Below are 17,825 nucleotides of genomic sequence, written 5' to 3' on the forward strand. Positions count from 1 at the left end.
GTCAGTCCCGCGGTCTCGCGGCCACTTCATCCATCTTCAAGGCCAGTTCGGTCGGCGAGAGAATCCGCTTCTCGAAGAGAATATTCGCAAAGGCAACGATCCAGCGCTCGTAGTAACTGAGCTTGCCGACCAGCTCGGCACCCAGGGCTTCGACGCCGCGGCGCTTTTCTTCCGTATTGATGATTTTGTGGAAATCGAGCACATCCGCCAGGGCGTGACACCTCTTTTCCCAAGGTAGAAGCACGTGGTCCGTTTGCTGAACGGTGTCAGCCTGCAAGCCGCCGATATCGTTCGGAAGCCTTTTGACGAATTGATAAGTATCGGGCATGGCTAGGCACTCTCGGTAGGGGTGTTCGCGGTGACAACGCCGATCATTGCGTCACGTGTCACCAGGGCAGCGAGCTGCTCTTCCGTATAGCCTTCGGTTCCCTCCGGTCTCATGGGAAGCACGAGAAACCGAACCAGGGCGGTGGAGTCGCTCACGCGAATTTCGACATCATCGGGAATGTGCGTGCCGAATTCCTCCAGCACCTTGCGCGGCTCGGATACGGCGCGGGCGCGATAAGGCTTTACCTTGTACCAATCGGGAGGAAGGCCAAGAACGGGGCGTGGATAACAGGAGCAGAGCGTGCACACCACGAGGTTGTGCACCGTAGCGGTGTTTTCCAGGACGATGAGTTGCGTGTCGTCATAAAAGCTGATTCCCAGCTCTTCGCACGCCCGCCGCCCGTTTTCGAGCAACCGAACCTTGAAGCCGGGGTCATTCCACGCCCTCGCCACGACCTTTGCGCCCAGGGCGGGACTGCGGGAGTCGAGAACCTCAATCTGCCGGCGGATCTCGCCGGGACCGATGAGCTTCTTCTCGACCAGCAGCTCGCGCACTGCCGTTTCCATGATTTCATAGTCGCCGCCATGTTGTGGGGCGGCTGGTTCGGAGTGGGGTGAGGAATGATCGTGAGCGCTCATGTTGAAACCCTTTCAAGCCACGTTTCGTAAATTTCGATGCGCAGGCCATCCGTTGCGGGACCCTTGTATTCGGGCCATATCTCCGACATGGGTACAGCTACGCGGTAGTAGTGCCGCTTGGATCCCACATTGCGCCCGAAGGCCTCTTCTTCGTTATCCACTGCGGCCGGTTCGATAACCTTCTCGACGGTACAAAGCTTGCCGCGCATATAGGTGGGAACGCGGTAGTGCCCTATGGGAGATCGCGCCAGGATGCGGGCTTTGTCGCCGGGGCCAAATACAGGGCGCTCGCCTTCGGCAAATACGATGCCGGTAAGCGGGTTGCCCGCGGGGGTCGTGTTATCTCGCATGAGGCTTCCTCACCGATGGCGAAATTGGAAAGCAGTTGGGACGGCGAGATCGCTGAACGCGCCCTCTGCCAGGGCAGTAAGTTAGGTCGGCTAGCGGCTCGATTCTTGTGCAAAACGACGTTCTTTGACGCGCAATAGGGCAGGGCACCTGCAACGCTTCGACGCAAATGAGTAAGCGTCATCGCCTCAACGAAGATCCTCGTTTGGAGGCAATTGCCACGTTTTTCTACAAGAAGAGGTGGTCATCTTTGCCCACGCTATGGCGACACAGCATGCTGGGACGAAGATCATGAATGAAGAAATCCTGCTCGCGGAACACACCGGCCACGCCGACGTTTCGAGCGGTGAACCCGAATTTTGGACGAATCCATCGATATCGGGCTACGGAAAAATCCACTTACTGCCACGTTCCGCCTACCAGCCGCCACCTGATCGGGTTTATCACGTCGTTTTCGCCATCTCAGCCAAGTCGAGCGAGCCAGGTATCGTGAATCCGTCACTTGAGCAAGTGGCCAGGGCGGTCAATCTGTACGTGGCGTCAGGGGTGACCGTGGAGCAATTGCGCTTCGTAGCCATTGCCTACGGAACGGCAACGCCGATCACCCTGAACGATCTTCAGCACGAAGCCATTTTTGGCATGAAGAACCCCAATCTCCCGCTGATTGAAGAGCTGGGTGATGCCGGTGTCGACGTCGCCGTTTGCGGCCAATCGGTTGCCATTCACAACTATGGCTTTGACTGGATCGACGGCAGCGTAACGATCGCACTATCTGCCGTCACGACAATTTCAAGCCTGCAGCAGAAAGGCTATGCGCTGGTCCAGTCGTAACCATCGCAGGGCCGGTGCCGCAAAGACGAATGGCCGACTCCGGCCTTCAAAAGGCCGGGTTTGCCTGCAGAGGACGGCCGGCCGCCTCGGCCACCACCTTCTCGATCGCGGCAGTCATCGCCTTGACGATAGCTTCCGTCGAGGGTTCGAGGTGATGCCTGGAAGCGATCCACGAGACGGTGTTGTATGAGACCTTGGTTTTACCTTGCTCGTCTTCCCACACGAGCACCTTGATCGGCAGATCGATGCCGACCCTTTGATCGATCTGCATGAGCGGAGTGCCTGCACGAGGATTTCCGAATATGAAAACCTCGGTAGGACGAAGCGGCAGACTCGCGGCGTGGGCGGCGGCGGCATGGTCGACCCTGGCCAGAATCGTCATGCCGGTCTTCTCGATGGCTTGAACCAGGCGTGCGACCGTTTCCGGTGTCGTGCCATTGCTGTCGATCGTAATCAAACCATTGTCATTCACGTGTTTGCTTCCGTCTCTTTCTGGCTCGGTTTGAAATGGGGTGTCGGCCCAATCTGGGCACGCGCGCACTAAGGCTATGTCTGATACAGGTGGAAATCTTGCAGGAAAAGGCTGCCTTTGACGCCAGCCAGGATCGTCGGATGCGTGCCAGCAATGGATGCCCGAAACATGGCAATGCCAGCTTTTCATAGTCCGCGCCGCCCGCGTATCCGATTGCGCCAATTACGTGGCTTTTTAACAAGAAGCGCTTGCGCGCGCTTCATACATTTTCAGCAGCGGTTGACGGTCCTGACGGTTTTCCAATTCCAGCAAAGGTGAAATTTCATGAAGATGAGCAAGCTACTGGTTCTTTCGATGGCCTTGGCCGTGACCGTCCAAAGCGGTGTGACTCAGGCCGCCGATGCGAGTGGCTTCTGGTCGAACCCGACCATCAGTCCGTACGGAAAGATCCATTGGCTGCCGGACTCTGCTTATCGGCCGCAGTCCGACCAGACCTACAGCATCGTGTTCGCGCTGTCGGTGGGGGCTACCTCGCCGAGCCAGGTCAATGCGTCGCTTGATCGCGTCGCGCGGTCCATCAACCTGTATACGAAATCCGGCGTACCTCTCAATCACCTGAAGTTCGTTGCAGTCGCCTATGGCCCGGCAACGCCGCTGGTCTTGGACGATGCGCACTACAAAGCGGCTTACGGCGTACCCAACCCCAATTTGCCGCTCATCAAGAAGCTTCGTGATGCCGGCGTCGATGTTGCTGTCTGCGGTCAGGCTGTGGCCGAGCACAAATACCAATACGACTGGGTGGACAAGAGCGTAACGATTTCCTTGTCGGCGCTCACCACCATCTCGACCTTGGAGCACCAAGGCTATTCCCTCGTCCAGCTCTGAGGGTGTTCATTTTCGCTTTTCGCCTTGGTGGCGGGCGTCGTGATGGCGCTCGCCAGGAGCAGTGTATGCACTTGAAGATAATTTTTGCCGCCGCTCTGACGCTGACCGGATCTGCTGCGAGCGTTTTTGCGTCCGATACGGCCGGCCAGGCAGTGCAGCCGACACAAGCGGCGAGTCCGCCGTGGCAGCATGGCCAAAACAATGACGCATCCGATCGAGGTTTCGAATTTACCGTAGCGGATGCCGACAATCTTGCCGATTTTCACGGCAATCCCGATCATCCCGCCCTGGTGCTGTATGTCGGAGGGAACTACTTCTTTGCCATGGCACCGCTGGTGAAGGCCTTCGAGGAAAAGTATCCGCAATACAAAGGGCGGCTTTATTGGGAAACGATTCCACCCGGTCTGTTGGTTGATCAAATGAAGGCCGGCGGCACCGTGACCGTCGGCAATATGACCTGGACGGTAAAGCCCGATGTCTATCTGGCCGGGCTCAACGCGGTGCAAAAGCAGATCGATGCCGGATTCCTGCAGATGCCCGCCGTGCCGTACGTCACCAACGACATGACCATCATGGTCGCAAAGGGAAACCCCAAGCACATCGCGGGGCTCGTCGACCTGGCCAGGCCCGATGTCACGCTTGCGATGCCCAATCCTGCGTTCGAGGGTATCTCGCGGCAAATCGAGGCTTCCCTGAAAAAGGCTGGCGGGGATCAGCTGGAAACCACCGTCTATGAAACCAAGGTCAAGCAAGGCACGACCGAACTTACGCACATCCATCATCGTCAAACGCCGCTCTGGATCATGCAGGGGCGGGTCGATGCCGGCGTGACGTGGCAATCGGAAGCTGTTTTCCAGGAACAGGCCGGCCATCCCATCAGTCACGTTGCAATTCCGGCAACACAAAACACGACGGCCATTTACGCGGCGGCGATCGTCAAGAGCGCCGCTCACGCCGAGGCGGCGCGGCGCTGGCTGGACTTCATTCGATCCGAGCAAAGCCTGGCCATTTTCGAGCGCTTCGGATTCAAGCGCTACACACCAACTTCGCCCTGAATGCTTTGGCGGCGAGATACCGCCATGGGAGTGGCTCATGTTCAAGTCGCTTTTTTTCGCGTGCCTGATCGTTGCGGTATCGCCTTGTGCGGCGAACGCCGCCGACGTTCTTCACGTGTACGGCCCTGGTGGCCCCGCGCCGGCCATGCGTGAAGCGGCCAAGGCGTTTGGAAAGGCTCATGGCATCCAGGTCGAGGTGACCGCAGGACCCACTGGCAAGTGGGCTGCAGACTTTCAAAAGAACGGCGACATCATCTACAGCGGCTCGGAAAACATGATGAGCGGGTTTCTGGCGAAGTTTACCGACACGATCGACCCGGCTACGGTCAATCCGCTCTATATCCGGCCGGCGGGGATTCTGGTGCGGCCGGGCAATCCGAAACACATTGAGGGTTTCGAAGATTTGCTCAAACCGGGGATGCAGGTGATGGTGGTGGAGGGGGCCGGGCAGATTGGCATGTGGGAAGACATCGCTGGGGCAAGCGGTGACGTTGCCACCATCCGCACCTTTCGCACGCACATCACACGCTTTGCACCGAACAGTGCCGAAGCGCTGAAGGCATGGCAAACCCAGCCTTCGTTCGATGCCTGGATCATCTTTCCCATTTGGGCGCTGGCACATCCCGGCGTGGCCGATGTAGTTCCTCTGTCGCCACCGTATCTGGTTTATCGCGATTCCGGCGTGGCGCTTACGCACAGGGGTGAGCAGCAAGCCAATGCGCGTGCCTTTCTCGAATTCCTCAGCGGGCCTGAAGGTCGCCGCATCTTCGTCAAGTACGGATGGACAGATCAGGCTGCTGCCAACTAACAGGTGGCGGACACCTGAAATCGGCGGCAATCAGGGTCAAAAGCCATGATTGCCGTGAGCGGGACATTCATCAACAGCAAGGATCCAAGATGAAAAGCTGCAATGCCACTGTAACCATCGCCGCCTCGCTTCTGCTTTTTACGTCTGTCGCGATGGCGTTTCAGCAGGGGCGCGGCTCTGCAGAAGATGCAACCGCTTCGTCCCAATACAAGGCCCTCAATCTCACCAAGGATCCAACTGTTGCTGCGGAGGGCTACTACAAGCTCGACCCGCATCACACCTCGGTCACCGCCAAGCTTGCACACATGGACTTATCGCACTACACGCTACGCTTCGACACCGTTAGCGGCGGCTTTTCATTTGAACCGGCTCATGCGACTGCCTCGGATCTGCAGATTTCCATCGACCCGAAATCGGTCGACACGGGCGACGCGGGCTTCGACAAACGCATCGCGGCCCGATTCTTTCAGGCTGACGAGTATTCATCTATCGCCTTTACTTCGTCATCGGTCACGATCACGGGCGATCACTTTTCAGTCGATGGCACCCTGAATTTCCACGGCGTCAAAAAGCCGATGCATCTGAATGTCGTCTACCGGGGTTTCACTCAGGGCCGGATGGGCTTTTCGGGCGAAGCGACTTTCAAGCGCTCGGAATTCGGCGTTGGAGAATGGGTGCCACTTGAGGCGGATGAAGTGACCATTCTAATTGAAACGGAATTCGTCAAGACATAAGCCACGAATTGTGTGGCTGGCAAAACGTCGGCAGGTTATTTCTCGCTAAAGGACTGACTTGTGACACGCCCTTCGGGGCTGCCGGTGCGCGCGATTTGAGTCAGGCGGTCAAAGAACTTTCGGCCATGCCGCGGGGAGCCAAGGCGATTGTCAGCGTCTGTGCCGATGGCCGCCAAAGCGTCGTTGAGCTGCTCGAGAACAGCCCATAACGGGCTGCAGCAACACTGGAAAACCGAGATTTTTCCGGCAAATCGTGATTGCGGTAACCGTTTTCCCCATGCCGACCGGACACGTGGCGAAACCAGGTCCGCTGCATCGGGAGCCTCGTGTTTCATCAATGCCGCCAGATTTAAACAAGCCAGCCCAACGGGATTCATCGATTCTTGGATCGATAGGCCTGATGACATCAGGTGTCAGCCAACCTCATTGAGAAAAAAAGATGCGCCGAACATTAACGGTAGGTGTCGTGGTAGGAAGCCTGCGAAAGGACTCGATCAACTTGAAGCTGGCGAATGCGTTGGTCAGTTTGGGGCAAGGGCTCGCGTTTAAATTTGTGCCGATTGCCGATCTTCCGCTCTACAACCCAGATATCGACGGCCCCGATACACCTGCAGCGTGGGTGAAGTTTCGCGAGCGTATTCACGCCGTGGACGCCGTACTGTTTGTGACACCAGAATACAACCGTTCGGTACCCGGTGGCTTGAAGAACGCGCTGGATGTGGGATCGCGCCCGATGGGGCAGAGCGTCTGGAATGGCAAACCTTGCGCCATCGCGACGGCCTCTCCCGGCGGCATCGGTGGATTCGGCGCCAATCACGCACTGCGTCAATCGCTCACTTTTCTCAATATGCCAGCCATGCAGCAACCCGAAGCGTACATAGGTGGAGCCTTCGAGCTGCTCGATGAAGAAGGTCGCCTCGTCAAGAAGGAAACCAAAAGCTTTCTCGAAAACTTCATGCTTCGATTCGCAAGCTGGGTCGAGCGCAATGTCAGCGATGACGTTCCCGTGAAAAAGGTTTCGTGAATAGCGCGGCGCTTCGTTAGTTGAGCTTGAGCCGAAAAATGGTCCCAAGTGCCAATTGGCGGCTGGCGTCGCACCGAGATATTCCGTCTGCACTTAAAACTGGCCTTCGATCCACAAACCTTCAAGGCCAGTGCGCCGTGCAAGGGCTCGCCAATTTTAAGCGATACGAATTCGAACTTTACGCCGCATCGCAGCCAGGTTCCTGAAATGGACGCGACGGCACGAACTTTTTGCAGGTAACTTTTGTGAATACGTCTCTCGCTATCAAACAGAACAACGGCTTCCAGCGCGCGTGGCGCCTTGCAGCGATCGCACTGGTGACGGTCCGGTTCGTTCAGGGCTGGATTTACTGGGGAGGCGGCTCGCGACGCTTTCTCTATGCGCCGTCCAAGTTGGACCCAAATGCACCGCACTGGATGGCGTATAAATTCCAGACAGCGATGCCGGGGGCTTTGTTCGGCATGAATCACGTGGTGTCGTGGCTTCTGCAACACTTCGTCTGGCTCTATACGAGCATCATCATATTTAGCGCGGTGGAACTCCTCGTCGGCATCATGCTGATCACGGGTACGTTGACACGCTTGGCAGCGGCTTGCTCGGTAGGGCTGGCTTTCACGTTGATGTTGCTGTTTGGGTGGCAGGGCGCCACCTGCATCGACGAGTGGACCATGGCAGCCTGCAACTTCGCCATGGGCATCACCTTGGTGCTCGCTGGAGGTGGTGCCTGGTCGGTGGATAGCTGGCTGGCACGCACGCGGCCTCACGTGGCAAGCGCGCGCTGGTTCCAGTGGCTGGGCGGCGATTCACCGCTGCCGCTCAGCGAGCGAGCCTTTGGAAAGTTGAGCGGTACCTTACTGGCAGTCAGCGTGATTTTCATCGTCGGGACCTACAGTTATTTCCGCGGCTCGGTCGTGACCCCGTTTCATGGCGGCCCGGTAAGTCCCACGGCGCATCACTGGTTACTCAGCCAAGGGCAGTTGACGCAGCAGGGCATGGTGACCTTCAAAGCTTATGTCGACGCGGGCACGCCCGAAGCGCCGTCCGACGTCGTTCGCGCCACGCTCGCTAACGACCATGGCGAGATCGAACGGGCCTGGACGGCCGAGGCGCTGGCGAGTCTTCCCAAGCAAGCTTTCCGCAACGACTACGACTACCAAAAAATCCACGCGGGACCGTTTGGCCTGGTAGGACCGGTGGGTTCCATGGCGACGGTGACGCTGCCGGCCGGTTCGAACGGAATGACGCTGGTAGCTGGGCACTACACCTTGCAACTGACATCGGTGAATGGCCGCTCCTGGACGCTTCCGCTTTCGCTTCCGTGAGACGCTCTCGACGGGGCGCTGCTGCCATGATCGTGCTGATCATGGCAGCCTTTACGACGACGAACTTTCTAACGAGTGCGTGTCGACGTCCGGCCTCGGTTACCGGCGTACGCCTTACCTCGGTTTAGAGGGAGTGCTTACAGGCCAAACCATTGAGGTATCCACGTACGTTTCTCAATGGCCGATCGTTGTTCGCTACGGCTATGTCACATGGCGCGGAAACGGTGACGAAACGCATCGCTCACGCGTAGCGGTTCGGTAATGCCGTGCAGCCAGACCAGCAAGCGACCATCCCCGTCCGGTTTGACCTGTCGGATCGCCGACACGCGGACGATGGCGTTACGGTGCACTCTCCAGAAAATTTCAGGATCGAGCTTGGGTATCAGGTCCTTCAGCGGCGTGCGGATGTATGCGCTATCGGTGACGGTGGCGACACGGGTGTACTTTTCCTCGGACTGGAAAAGAATGACGTCGCCGATGTGGATCATCCGCAGGGTGTCGCCGATGCTGGCGGTAATCCAGCTGATCATCTCCACGGGTTTCAGCCGGCCGGCCAGGGTGTCGATCAATGCGGTCAGATCGACCTGCGTGGCGGGCTGACGGCTGCGCAGACGGGTAATCGTTTCGGTGAGGCGATCGGCGCGAATCGGTTTCAGCAAGTAATCGATGGCGCCGGCATCGAACGCCTTTATCGCGAATTCGTCGTGCGCGGTGATGAAGACGACCTGGGCGGGGCTTCCAGCCTGCCGCGCCACATCGAGGCCACTGAGCCCCGGCATGCGGATATCGAGAAAGACGACGTCCGGTTTCTTTGACATCCATGCATCGAGCGCGCCGATGCCATTGTCGCATTCCGCGACGACGACCAGCTCCGGCCACAGTCGTGCCAGCATGCCGCGCAGCTCCGTTCGCTGCGGTTCTTCGTCTTCGGCGATCAGGGCCGTGATGGGTGCGGTCATGGGAACGCGATCGGCACGTGGAGGCTTGCGCTCACGCCGCCTCCGGTACGCGAGGCAATTTCGAAACGCGCGCGTGTTCCGAAACGATCGTGGAGCTGGGCGCGAACATTCGCCAGGCCCAGGCCTGGCGTGGTACCGGGCTGCAGGCCCTGGCCATCGTCCTCGACGCGTACGCTCAGGAATCCATCCGCAGCGCTGGCGATGATCTCGATCATGCCGGGGCCGGGTTTGGGCTCGATGCCGTGGGTCATCGCATTCTCCACCAGCGTCAGCAGGATCAATGGAGGGAAGGGCATGGCGCGGATCTCGTCGCTCGCATCGACGCGAATCTCGACGCGACCGGCCGTGCGGACCTTCATGATTTCAAGATAGCCCAGGCAGAGATCGATCTGACGGCCGAGCGTGGCCTCCTCGATACCCGTCGTGCGGATGCGCGGTAAGGCAATGCGCAGGTACGCTGCAAGCGCGTCGATGGTCGTCGCCGCGCGCTCGGGCTCGCTGGCGATCAGCGACCGTACCGACGCCAGCGTGTTGAACAGGAAATGCGGTTCGACCTGCGCCTGCAGCAGGGCCAGCCGCATGTCGGCGGCATTGCGTTCCGCACGCAGGTTTTCGATCTGGCGAGCAGCTGCGAACTGGGCGATGCGTCGACGCTCGCCGAGGTAGTAGACCGTGGCGTAACCGCCGCCTGCGAGAATCAGTGCAAATACGGATGCGTTGACGGTGGAGCCGAGAAAATTTGAAACGGCCACACCGAACCAACTGGTGCGCATGTGGTGCCCGGCATAGGCTTGCATGAGATGGGCGTGATAGTCGCCCACCCAGTTCAAGGCAATGGCCCCGAGCCAGAGCCCCAGCAGGATCGCCAGGACCACCAGCAGGCGCTCCACGATGACCGGAAAGCGCCGATACCGAATCAACGTGGCGAGCAGGGGGCCGGCCGAGACCGTGATCAGCGATGCGGTGCAAGCCCGCAGTGCCAGCCCGGGCCAGTCACCCCATGCACCCGTGCCCGACGCATGCCAAAGGCCATACGTGCAACCGCCGAGGATCGCCAGCGGCCACAACACGATTCCCCGGCGCAGCAACCAGGGCCAGGTGAAGGTGCGGAAGCGCTGGTAGAGCGTCCAGCCACCCAGGTCCGACAACGCGCTTTGCGGCAGTCGGGCATGCAGGTCGTCGTTGGGCAAATCCATGTGCGACACGTTAGCAAAGCAGGCGCCGGCACGCACACGAACCATCCGCGCCTGGGCCGTTTCATCGCATCGCCGACCGGTTACGTCGCATGCCCATCCCGCTGCGCTCGGGCGTGCCCTATACCTGTGGCACACACGACACCGGGAGACACCATGCAGATCAAGATTCTGGCGAAAGCTGCCATTGCGTTCGCGATTCTCGGCGGATCGGCAGCCCTGCCGTACTGCCTGCACGCGCAACCCGCAGCGCAGGACGCCACCCAAGCCGAGCCATGGGTATCCACCGCGTGGTTGGCCAGTCATCTGCACGACCCCAACCTCGTGCTGTTGCAGGTCGGCGAAGCGTCGCAGGACAAGGCGGCGCACATTCCAGGCGCGCGCTTCGTGCATCTTGAAGACGTCGCCGCCACGTCGAGCAAGCTGTCGCTGGAACTGCCGACGGCGCAGGAGTTGCGCCAGCGGCTGCAGGGCCTGGGCATCTCCGACGATTCCCGCGTCGTGGTGTATTTCGGCAACGATCAGGTCTCCGCGTCGACGCGGGTATGGTTCACCCTGCAATCGGCCGGGCTGGGATCGCGCGCCGACCTGCTCGATGGCGGCATGCCGAAGTGGCGCCGCGAAGGCCGGCCTGTGACCGACCAGGCCACCGCGGCCACGCCGGGAGCGTTGGCGCCGTTCAACCTTCAGCCAACCGTCGTCGATGCGGCGTTTGTGCAAGCGCACGTCCGGCAGCCGGGCTACGTGCTGATCGACGCCCGTGCCGCGATGTACTACGACGGCGTCGAAAAGAGCGGCGCGGATGGTCACCTCACCCGTGGCCACATTCCCGGTGCGCACAGCCTGCCGTACACCGACATCACCAACGACGATCTCACCCTGAAGACACCGGCCGAACTGCTGGCCTTGTTCCGCAAGGCCGGCGTGAAGCCGGGCGATCGGGTGATTGCCTATTGCCACATCGGCCAGCAGGGAACCGCAGTGCTGTTCGCGGCGCGTGCCGTGGGGATCGATGCCGTGCTGTACGACGGTTCGTTCGAAGACTGGACGATGCGCGAACTGCCGGTTGAGCGCTGACGATGCGCCCACGCCTCTCATATGCCGAACCCCACCTCACGGGCGTATGCCTGGGTCTGGTGCTGCTTGCCTGCTTTGCGCTGACCGGGCAGGGGCTGGGAGCATCCGGCGCATTCGCGAGCGTGGCGAGCGGTGTCGTCGGCACCGTCTCGCCCCAAGCGGCTGCGCATAGTGCCTACTTTCGCAGCTACCTGCAGGACGGTTCGCCGTGGACCGCCTGGATCGTCGTGGAAATCATCGGTGTGCTGATCGGTGCCGCGGCATCGGCGGCGCTGACGGGACGAACGCGGCTGACGTTCGTCCGCGCCGCTCGTCCGTCCGCGGGCAAGCTGTTCGCCGGCGTCGCAGGCGGCACGTTGATGGGCATCGGGGCAGCGCTGGCACGCGGCTGCACCAGCGGCCTGGCGTTGAGTGGCGGGGCGGTGCTGAGTGTCGGTGCCTGGATCTTCATGGCGGCACTGTTTCTTGCCGGCTTTCTCGCCGCGCCGCTCATGCGCAGGCTGTGGCCATGAACGATCTGCTGATGGCGGGAGGCATCGGCGCAGCGTTCGGCTGTGCACTCGAATGCGCCGGCTTGGGCGATCCGCCGAAGCTTGCCGGTCAGTTCTATCTGCGCGATTTCACCGTGCTCAAGGTGATGCTGAGTGCGATGTTGACCGCGATGCTGGGTGCCTTCTGGGGCGGCCAGTTGGGGATGTTCGATTCCGCGGCGTTCTACCTGCCCGACACCTATCTGCTTCCGCAGCTCCTCGGCGGCATGGTCTTTGGGCTTGGTTTCGTGCTGAGCGGCCTGTGTCCGGGCACCTCCTGCGTGGCGCTGGCCAGCGGCCGTATCGAAGGCGCGGCGACGATGCTGGGGCTGTTCGTCGGTGTGCTGCTGGTCGGCCTGGCTTTTCCCGCGATCGAACCTTTCTACCGCTCGACGCCGTTCGGCTCATTGACGCTCCAGCGCCTCACGGGCCTGCCTGACGGCGTCGTGGTCGCACTGGTCACGGTGGTCGCCGTTTCAGTGTTGGCATGGATCGCGAAGCGGGAGGCAAGGCCATGAAACTCGTGCGACAGCTGGGCATCGGTGCGCTTGCATTGGGTTTGGGAGCGCCTTTTGCAGGCAGTTTCTTCCGCACACAACCACGAGCGCTGGATCTGGATTCGATCGCGCGGGCGATCGACGAAGGCTCCGACCACGTCAGTGCGCGCCAGCTTGCACAGTGGATACGCGATCACCGGCCCGGACTGCGCGTCATCGACGTGCGTTCGCCCGCCGAGTTCCGCGACGATGCGATCCCGACGGCGGAGAATGTGCCGATCGACCAGTTGGCGAAGGCGCACTTTGCGCCCGGCCAGACCATCGTTCTGTATTCGCAGGAAGGGGCGCATGCCGGGCAGGCCTGGGTGATACTGCGCTCGCTCGGCGTGACCCAGGCGGTGTTCGTGCCGGGCGGCCTTGCCGATTGGCGCGAAGAGGTGCTGTATCCGCTGCTGCCGGCCAACGCCTCGGCTACGGAGCGCGCACAGGTCGAGGCGTTGAGCCATTACTTTGGCGGCGCTCCCCGGATTGGGCCAGAGCAGGGCGGCGACGTTGCGAGTGCGGCGCCGATCGTGCACGGCACACGGAGGCGCGGATGCTGACGCGCGCCATGCAACCCGCCGGTGCGGCCGATGCGTTCGACTTCGCCACGCTTCGTGCCACCGAATTTGCACGCCTGGATGCTGCCGGCATCGCCTATCTCGATTACGCGGCGAGCGCGCTGTACGGTGCGTCGCAGGCGCGTGCGCACGGTGAGCAGCTGGCACTCGGGATTTTCGGCAATCCTCACTCGGAGCATCTGGCATCCCGCAACAGCGCTGTTGCGCAGGCGGCTGCGCGTGCCGCGACGCTGGCTTTCTTCGATGCCGATCCGGACCTCTACGATGTCTGCTTTACCGCCAATGCGACGGCAGCCATCAAGCTGGTCGCCGAGAGCTATCCCTTTTCGTTGCGCCGCGGGCTCATTCTCTCGGCCGACAACCACAACTCCGTCAACGGCATGCGGGAGTTTGCCCGGCGCGCGCAGGCACCCGTCAACGTGCTGCCGCTGGATGCGCAACTTCGGCTCGAACACGCATCCGCGAACCTGCACGCAAGCATCGATCGACAGGGCGGGAGCTTGTTTGCATTCCCGCAGCAGTCCAATTTTTCCGGCGTGCTTCACGACCTGTCGCTCATCAAAGAGGCCCAGGCACTCGGATGCGATGTCTTGGTCGATGCCGCTGCGGCCGGCCCATCCGGCGCGCTCAGTCTGAGAGAGCATGCCGCAGACTTCGTCGTGTGTTCGTTCTACAAGCTATTCGGCCTGCCGACCGGCGTCGGCGCATTGATAGCGAAGAGGTCGGCCTTGAGCCGCCTTCGCAGGCCCTGGTTTTCGGGCGGAACGGTGGAGTTCGTGTCCGTCGCGCACGGACGGCATTCACTCAAGCCGGGCCACGAGGGCTTCGAGGACGGAACCCCCAACTTTCTCGACCTTGCCGCCATCGAATCCGGATTCGCCTTTCTCGCCCGCATGCCGCGCTCGTGCTTGCGCGCTCACATTCAATCCCACGTGCAACATTTCCTTGGAACGGCGGCGACACTGCGGCACCGCAATGGCACGCCTTTGGTGCGCCTGTATGGCCCTGCGGATATGGCGCAGCGGGGCGGCATCGTTGCCTTCAACGTATTGCAGGACGACGGCAGCGTGCTGCCTTACGAGCACGTCGAGCAATTGGCGCGGGAGCATGGCGTCGCCATTCGGGGTGGCTGCTTCTGCAATCCCGGGGCGGCCGAGAAAGCATTCGGGCTCGATGCGGTCGGTGTGGAGCGCTGCTTCGACAAACTCGAAGGCAGCTTCAGTATGGAAGCGCTACGGAACTGTGCGGCGCGTGCCGTCACCGTGGGTGCGTTACGTTTATCCGTTGGCGCGCCCACGACACGCGAGGACATCGAGCGCGCCCTGGCGTTGATGGCTGCGTGCGGTGTGGATTGATCAAACCATGGCCGGACACTGAGTCCAGGGCAGCCCGCCCGTATTGCATCGGGCGGAACGCTGCCGCACAGCAGGCGCCGAGGTCCGCGTGACTTGCGGCACTACTGGCTTATGCGGCCGCCGAGGCAAGCTACCCGTGCTACTGAGCGTCATGGGCCGGACAAACGGGTGATCAGTGCGCGCAATCCTCCGACGAGTCGTTCTCGTTCTCGCAAGCGTGGCTTTGGCCCTCGCTGTGATGTGGGGCGGATTGCTCTTTGCGTTCCACTTCAATTTCCATCGCGCTGCGCCAGACGCCAATTATCCGAAGCCGGCATCGCCGCTTGAGGCGCAACAGCAGGATGTCGACTATTTCGCCAAAGTGATGGCGCGCGATCGTGCCTTTTCGCCTGCCGAACGCAAAACGGCGGAGGCACGTATCGCCGTCCTCCGGGCCCTGCCGAATGCACTGCCGTCACCTGCGTTACACGTAGCGCTCATGCAGGTGATGGCGCTGGCCGACAATGGTCATTCCCGAATGGATGCGACGGCGGAGCGGGGTGCGCTGATCGTTCCGCTAAGGGTGACGCGCTTCGCGGAGGGTTTTTACGTAACGCGGGTGGAGGCGGCTTATCGCGACATGCTCGGCGGTCGCGTGGAAAGCATCGACGGGCACCCGATCGATCAGGTATTGCTTCAGCTGGACACGCTTCGCGGCGGCGTGGAGAGTTTTCGTCGGGAAAACGATGCGATATTTATCATCGTGCAGAACCTTCTCTACGGTTTGGGCATCGCAACCGACCCCAAGGCTTCGACGTGGACGGTCGTATTGCCCGACGGTCGAACCGTGACGCGTCGGCTAGATGCCTATTCGATGCACGAGGGCGACCGCCTGCCTGGTAGCGGACGCTGGTTGTCGCCCGAACCGAACAAGGGTGTCGAACAAGACTGGGGCGCCTACCATCCGCAATCCGCCGAACTGCCGGAAACGTGGCGGGACTTCAATCATCCTTTCCGGATGTTCCCCGCCGCGGGCGGCTGCGCCCAGGTTGTACGGCTACAGAGTATCGGGGACGCCGGCAGCTACCGGATTGCCCCGTTTCTCGCTTCGACGGAAGCCACGCTTCGCGCAAGCCCGCCTTGCGCCGTGATCCTCGACTTGCGCGGCGATGGCGGCGGCGATTACACCAACGTCTGGCACTTCACGCACGTGTTGCCGACCTTGCTCGCGCCAGGCGGGCGCATCTTTGTACTCACCAATTCGCAGACCTTTTCCGCCGCCATTACGGCGGCCGCATTCGTCAAAGATGCCGGCGGCGACAAGGTCACGATCATTGGCGAGCCGGTCGGCGACCGCCTATCCTTTTTCTCCGAGGGCAGCAAGGCCTGCCTGCCCAATCTAAAGGTCTGCGTGTACGCACAGACGGCGAAGCACGACTACCAGCACCCCTGCGACAACTGGCGCGAGTGCTATTGGCTCAACTGGTTCTATCCGGTCAGGGTGAAGAGTCTGCAGCCGGATATCGTCGTGCCGCTCCGGTTTGAAGATTGGAACAGGGGCCGCGACGCAGCCTATGAGACTGCGCGCCAGCTGGCTATAACCAGCCAGCAAAAGCGGCCATGACCTTCGTGGCGATGACGTAACCCGTTGGAGGCCGCCGACGAATATCGGGGTAACTCTCCTGGGAGATGCACCTATGGCAACCGGATCGGATTCCCGCACGTCGCATCCATTCAAAGTCACCCACACGGAGGCGGAATGGAGGCAGCTCCTCACCCCAGAGCAATACAGTGTGCTCCGCGGCCACGCCACGGAAAGGGCGGGCACCTGTGCGCTGCTCTATGAAAAGCGCACGGGGACCTTTGTCTGTGCAGGCTGTGACCACCCGCTATTTGTCGCCAAGACGAAGTTCGAAAGCGGCACGGGATGGCCAAGTTTCAACGACCCGGAACCGGGATCGGTCGAGACCACCGTGGATACGAGTCACGGCATGGTGCGCACCGAAGTGCATTGCAGTCAGTGTGGCGGCCATCTCGGCCACGTTTTCCCCGACGGACCTCCGCCGACGGGGCTGCGCTATTGCATCAATGGGGTTGCCATGAACTTCCTGCCGGACGCGACCTGACATCCTGCGGATTGCGGTGCCCTAGTCTTCACTCTTCGCGTTGACCGTGTGTATCGGGCGGCATTGATCGCCGTCGCAACTGATCACCACGCTGTAACTCCCACAGGGTGCGATGAACGTCGAGCCTTCGTTGATTTGTACTGCACCGCAGCCGATTTGCGTGGCGACCGACTGAGCCATCGACAGGTGTGCAGCGAGTGCAGCTTTCTCTGGCGTCAACGCGGCAGCGGGGGCGGGTGGCGGGGTAACGGCGGGCGGGCTAATACTCGCAGCCGATGGCGCCGGGGCGGTCGCAGGTGGCGGACCGGATGCCGTGTCGTCGTTACGCGAGGGTTGGACAGCGTAAAGGGGCGTCGAATAACCGTTAGGCATGGCACGTGCCGGCTGCGACAGCTTCGACAGCAGGTACTGGTGCACGTTTACGACGGTGAGATTGGGACCTAAGGCAAACGTCGCCGCATTGGCGATCGACGTACGATCCGGCGGCATGGTTGTCCCGCCGGACTTGATGTACGCGTCAAGCATGTCGATAACCGTCTGTGCACGCACGACAAGCGTTTTTTGCGGCACAATCTGGCCGTACATCGTCACGACTGCTTTCGAGTGCCATGAAACAATCGTTCCGCCCGGAACAAGGATAACCCCGCTGTAGCCGCCGGCGTGAACGTCGATCAAGTGACCATTGGCGTCACCGATAAGCACGGCGGGGTAAGCATGACCACCTTCGTCCGGATCGAAGGCGGTTGCTTTATTCATGTTGTTTAGAACGCGCGACAGCGAAAAATAGGTATAGCCGTTTTCCAAGGTTAGCTGCGCGCAGCGATATATCCAGAAACTCCAGATGCGTTGCTCGCTGGATTCTCCGTTACCGTCAAAGTAGACGATGTAATTGTTTTGATCGATCTTGGTCTCGTGATATCCGCCCCCGAAACCTCGTTTCTGGTACGGCGTGGCACAGCTCGCAAGCATCGTTACCAGCAGCAACAGTGCCACTGCCTTGATAAACCGTTCCATGTTTCCCCCTGGTTCGAATACGAACTAGCC

21 protein-coding genes are annotated in these 17,825 nt (G+C 60.8%); 14 read left to right on the top strand and 7 right to left on the bottom strand.

Going from position 1 to position 17,825, the window contains the following annotated elements; all coding sequences use genetic code 11:
• Position 1 precedes the first annotated feature (1 nt).
• From ISS99_RS05555 to ISS99_RS05565, 3 genes are read right to left on the bottom strand one after another with little or no spacing between them, the layout of a single operon-like run.
• Positions 2 to 328: an SH3-like domain-containing protein gene (locus tag ISS99_RS05555; protein ID WP_204630601.1), complete on the bottom strand. Its 327-nt coding sequence runs from the start codon at positions 326 to 328 to the stop codon at positions 2 to 4.
• Positions 329 to 330: 2 nt separating this feature from the next.
• Entirely contained in the window at positions 331 to 966 is a 636-nt protein-coding gene (locus ISS99_RS05560; RefSeq protein WP_204630602.1) for a nitrile hydratase subunit alpha, read from the bottom strand.
• Positions 963 to 1,316, bottom strand: coding sequence for an SH3-like domain-containing protein (locus tag ISS99_RS05565; RefSeq protein ID WP_239537705.1), 354 nt, complete (start codon positions 1,314 to 1,316; stop codon positions 963 to 965). Before ISS99_RS05565 ends, ISS99_RS05560 begins: the two co-directional genes overlap by 4 nt.
• Positions 1,317 to 1,605: 289 nt before the next feature.
• Between ISS99_RS05565 and ISS99_RS05570 the strand changes: the two genes are divergently transcribed.
• Positions 1,606 to 2,145: a DsrE family protein gene (locus tag ISS99_RS05570; RefSeq protein ID WP_204630603.1), complete on the top strand. Its 540-nt coding sequence runs from the start codon at positions 1,606 to 1,608 to the stop codon at positions 2,143 to 2,145.
• A gap of 46 nt (positions 2,146 to 2,191) precedes the next feature.
• Here ISS99_RS05570 and ISS99_RS05575 read toward each other — a convergent pair whose 3' ends face one another.
• Positions 2,192 to 2,617 (bottom strand): DUF302 domain-containing protein, encoded by a 426-nt coding sequence (locus tag ISS99_RS05575; protein ID WP_204630604.1) that lies wholly within the window; start codon positions 2,615 to 2,617, stop codon positions 2,192 to 2,194.
• A gap of 324 nt (positions 2,618 to 2,941) precedes the next feature.
• On the opposite strand from ISS99_RS05575, the gene ISS99_RS05580 reads away from it, so the two are divergent.
• The 6 genes from ISS99_RS05580 to ISS99_RS05605 all read left to right on the top strand — a co-directional run bounded on the left by ISS99_RS05580 (position 2,942) and on the right by ISS99_RS05605 (position 8,445).
• Positions 2,942 to 3,502 carry a DsrE family protein gene (locus ISS99_RS05580; protein ID WP_239537706.1) on the top strand — a complete coding sequence of 187 codons (561 nt, stop codon included), beginning with the start codon at positions 2,942 to 2,944 and terminating at the stop codon, positions 3,500 to 3,502.
• A 65-nt stretch (positions 3,503 to 3,567) separates the two neighbouring features.
• Positions 3,568 to 4,557 (top strand): substrate-binding domain-containing protein, encoded by a 990-nt coding sequence (locus tag ISS99_RS05585; RefSeq protein ID WP_204630605.1) that lies wholly within the window; start codon positions 3,568 to 3,570, stop codon positions 4,555 to 4,557.
• A 37-nt stretch (positions 4,558 to 4,594) separates the two neighbouring features.
• Positions 4,595 to 5,365 (top strand): substrate-binding domain-containing protein, encoded by a 771-nt coding sequence (locus tag ISS99_RS05590; RefSeq protein ID WP_204630606.1) that lies wholly within the window; start codon positions 4,595 to 4,597, stop codon positions 5,363 to 5,365.
• A gap of 89 nt (positions 5,366 to 5,454) precedes the next feature.
• Positions 5,455 to 6,099, top strand: coding sequence for a YceI family protein (locus ISS99_RS05595; protein WP_204630607.1), 645 nt, complete (start codon positions 5,455 to 5,457; stop codon positions 6,097 to 6,099).
• 439 nt (positions 6,100 to 6,538) lie between these two features.
• A complete protein-coding gene (locus tag ISS99_RS05600; protein ID WP_204630608.1) occupies positions 6,539 to 7,123 on the top strand; it encodes an NADPH-dependent FMN reductase in 585 nt (194 codons plus the stop codon).
• Between the two features lie 245 nt (positions 7,124 to 7,368).
• Complete coding sequence (locus ISS99_RS05605) at positions 7,369 to 8,445, top strand: TQO small subunit DoxD (protein ID WP_204630609.1); 1,077 nt, start codon at positions 7,369 to 7,371, stop codon at positions 8,443 to 8,445.
• A gap of 206 nt (positions 8,446 to 8,651) precedes the next feature.
• On the opposite strand, the gene ISS99_RS05610 is transcribed toward ISS99_RS05605, so the two are convergent.
• Entirely contained in the window at positions 8,652 to 9,404 is a 753-nt protein-coding gene (locus ISS99_RS05610; protein WP_204630610.1) for a LytR/AlgR family response regulator transcription factor, read from the bottom strand.
• Positions 9,401 to 10,600 carry a sensor histidine kinase gene (locus tag ISS99_RS05615; protein WP_204630611.1) on the bottom strand — a complete coding sequence of 400 codons (1,200 nt, stop codon included), beginning with the start codon at positions 10,598 to 10,600 and terminating at the stop codon, positions 9,401 to 9,403. The genes ISS99_RS05610 and ISS99_RS05615 overlap by 4 nt, the downstream gene beginning before the upstream one ends.
• Before the next feature lie 153 nt (positions 10,601 to 10,753).
• Here ISS99_RS05615 and ISS99_RS05620 point away from each other — a divergent pair, with 153 nt between their 5' ends.
• The 7 genes from ISS99_RS05620 (at position 10,754) to msrB (ending at position 16,781) form a co-directional block, all read left to right on the top strand.
• The gene (locus ISS99_RS05620; RefSeq protein WP_204630612.1) at positions 10,754 to 11,674 is read left to right on the top strand and encodes a sulfurtransferase; all 921 of its coding nucleotides are present in this window, start codon (positions 10,754 to 10,756) and stop codon (positions 11,672 to 11,674) included.
• Between the two features lie 2 nt (positions 11,675 to 11,676).
• Positions 11,677 to 12,186, top strand: a complete 510-nt coding sequence (locus tag ISS99_RS05625) for a YeeE/YedE thiosulfate transporter family protein (protein ID WP_204630613.1) — start codon at positions 11,677 to 11,679, stop codon at positions 12,184 to 12,186.
• Positions 12,183 to 12,722, top strand: coding sequence for a YeeE/YedE thiosulfate transporter family protein (locus tag ISS99_RS05630; protein ID WP_204630614.1), 540 nt, complete (start codon positions 12,183 to 12,185; stop codon positions 12,720 to 12,722). The genes ISS99_RS05625 and ISS99_RS05630 overlap by 4 nt, the downstream gene beginning before the upstream one ends.
• Positions 12,719 to 13,303 carry a rhodanese-like domain-containing protein gene (locus ISS99_RS05635; protein ID WP_204630615.1) on the top strand — a complete coding sequence of 195 codons (585 nt, stop codon included), beginning with the start codon at positions 12,719 to 12,721 and terminating at the stop codon, positions 13,301 to 13,303. Before ISS99_RS05630 ends, ISS99_RS05635 begins: the two co-directional genes overlap by 4 nt.
• Entirely contained in the window at positions 13,297 to 14,676 is a 1,380-nt protein-coding gene (locus tag ISS99_RS05640) for an aminotransferase class V-fold PLP-dependent enzyme (protein WP_204630616.1), read from the top strand. The genes ISS99_RS05635 and ISS99_RS05640 overlap by 7 nt, the downstream gene beginning before the upstream one ends.
• 217 nt (positions 14,677 to 14,893) lie before the next feature.
• A complete protein-coding gene (locus ISS99_RS05645) occupies positions 14,894 to 16,279 on the top strand; it encodes a S41 family peptidase (protein ID WP_204630617.1) in 1,386 nt (461 codons plus the stop codon).
• A 73-nt stretch (positions 16,280 to 16,352) separates the two neighbouring features.
• Positions 16,353 to 16,781 carry a peptide-methionine (R)-S-oxide reductase MsrB gene (gene msrB / locus ISS99_RS05650; protein ID WP_204630618.1) on the top strand — a complete coding sequence of 143 codons (429 nt, stop codon included), beginning with the start codon at positions 16,353 to 16,355 and terminating at the stop codon, positions 16,779 to 16,781.
• Between the two features lie 21 nt (positions 16,782 to 16,802).
• Here msrB and ISS99_RS05655 read toward each other — a convergent pair whose 3' ends face one another.
• Positions 16,803 to 17,795: a CC0125/CC1285 family lipoprotein gene (locus tag ISS99_RS05655; RefSeq protein ID WP_204630619.1), complete on the bottom strand. Its 993-nt coding sequence runs from the start codon at positions 17,793 to 17,795 to the stop codon at positions 16,803 to 16,805.
• Positions 17,796 to 17,825 lie beyond the last annotated feature (30 nt).

Source organism: Dyella mobilis (assembly GCF_016904945.1).
Taxonomy (GTDB): Bacteria; Pseudomonadota; Gammaproteobacteria; order Xanthomonadales; family Rhodanobacteraceae; genus Dyella_B; species Dyella_B mobilis.

Excerpts from the sequence above, each read along its gene's own strand:
- ISS99_RS05555 (WP_204630601.1), bottom strand. The coding sequence starts at position 328 with ATGCCCGATACTTATCAATTCGTCAAAAGGCTTCCGAACGATATCGGC.
- ISS99_RS05560 (WP_204630602.1), bottom strand. The coding sequence starts at position 966 with ATGAGCGCTCACGATCATTCCTCACCCCACTCCGAACCAGCCGCCCCA.
- ISS99_RS05565 (WP_239537705.1), bottom strand. The coding sequence starts at position 1,316 with ATGCGAGATAACACGACCCCCGCGGGCAACCCGCTTACCGGCATCGTA.
- ISS99_RS05570 (WP_204630603.1), top strand. The coding sequence starts at position 1,606 with ATGAATGAAGAAATCCTGCTCGCGGAACACACCGGCCACGCCGACGTT.
- ISS99_RS05580 (WP_239537706.1), top strand. The coding sequence starts at position 2,942 with ATGAAGATGAGCAAGCTACTGGTTCTTTCGATGGCCTTGGCCGTGACC.
- ISS99_RS05585 (WP_204630605.1), top strand. The coding sequence starts at position 3,568 with ATGCACTTGAAGATAATTTTTGCCGCCGCTCTGACGCTGACCGGATCT.
- ISS99_RS05590 (WP_204630606.1), top strand. The coding sequence starts at position 4,595 with ATGTTCAAGTCGCTTTTTTTCGCGTGCCTGATCGTTGCGGTATCGCCT.
- ISS99_RS05595 (WP_204630607.1), top strand. The coding sequence starts at position 5,455 with ATGAAAAGCTGCAATGCCACTGTAACCATCGCCGCCTCGCTTCTGCTT.
- ISS99_RS05600 (WP_204630608.1), top strand. The coding sequence starts at position 6,539 with ATGCGCCGAACATTAACGGTAGGTGTCGTGGTAGGAAGCCTGCGAAAG.
- ISS99_RS05610 (WP_204630610.1), bottom strand. The coding sequence starts at position 9,404 with ATGACCGCACCCATCACGGCCCTGATCGCCGAAGACGAAGAACCGCAG.
- ISS99_RS05615 (WP_204630611.1), bottom strand. The coding sequence starts at position 10,600 with ATGGATTTGCCCAACGACGACCTGCATGCCCGACTGCCGCAAAGCGCG.
- ISS99_RS05620 (WP_204630612.1), top strand. The coding sequence starts at position 10,754 with ATGCAGATCAAGATTCTGGCGAAAGCTGCCATTGCGTTCGCGATTCTC.
- ISS99_RS05625 (WP_204630613.1), top strand. The coding sequence starts at position 11,677 with ATGCGCCCACGCCTCTCATATGCCGAACCCCACCTCACGGGCGTATGC.
- ISS99_RS05630 (WP_204630614.1), top strand. The coding sequence starts at position 12,183 with ATGAACGATCTGCTGATGGCGGGAGGCATCGGCGCAGCGTTCGGCTGT.
- ISS99_RS05635 (WP_204630615.1), top strand. The coding sequence starts at position 12,719 with ATGAAACTCGTGCGACAGCTGGGCATCGGTGCGCTTGCATTGGGTTTG.
- ISS99_RS05640 (WP_204630616.1), top strand. The coding sequence starts at position 13,297 with ATGCTGACGCGCGCCATGCAACCCGCCGGTGCGGCCGATGCGTTCGAC.
- msrB (WP_204630618.1), top strand. The coding sequence starts at position 16,353 with ATGGCAACCGGATCGGATTCCCGCACGTCGCATCCATTCAAAGTCACC.
- ISS99_RS05655 (WP_204630619.1), bottom strand. The coding sequence starts at position 17,795 with ATGGAACGGTTTATCAAGGCAGTGGCACTGTTGCTGCTGGTAACGATG.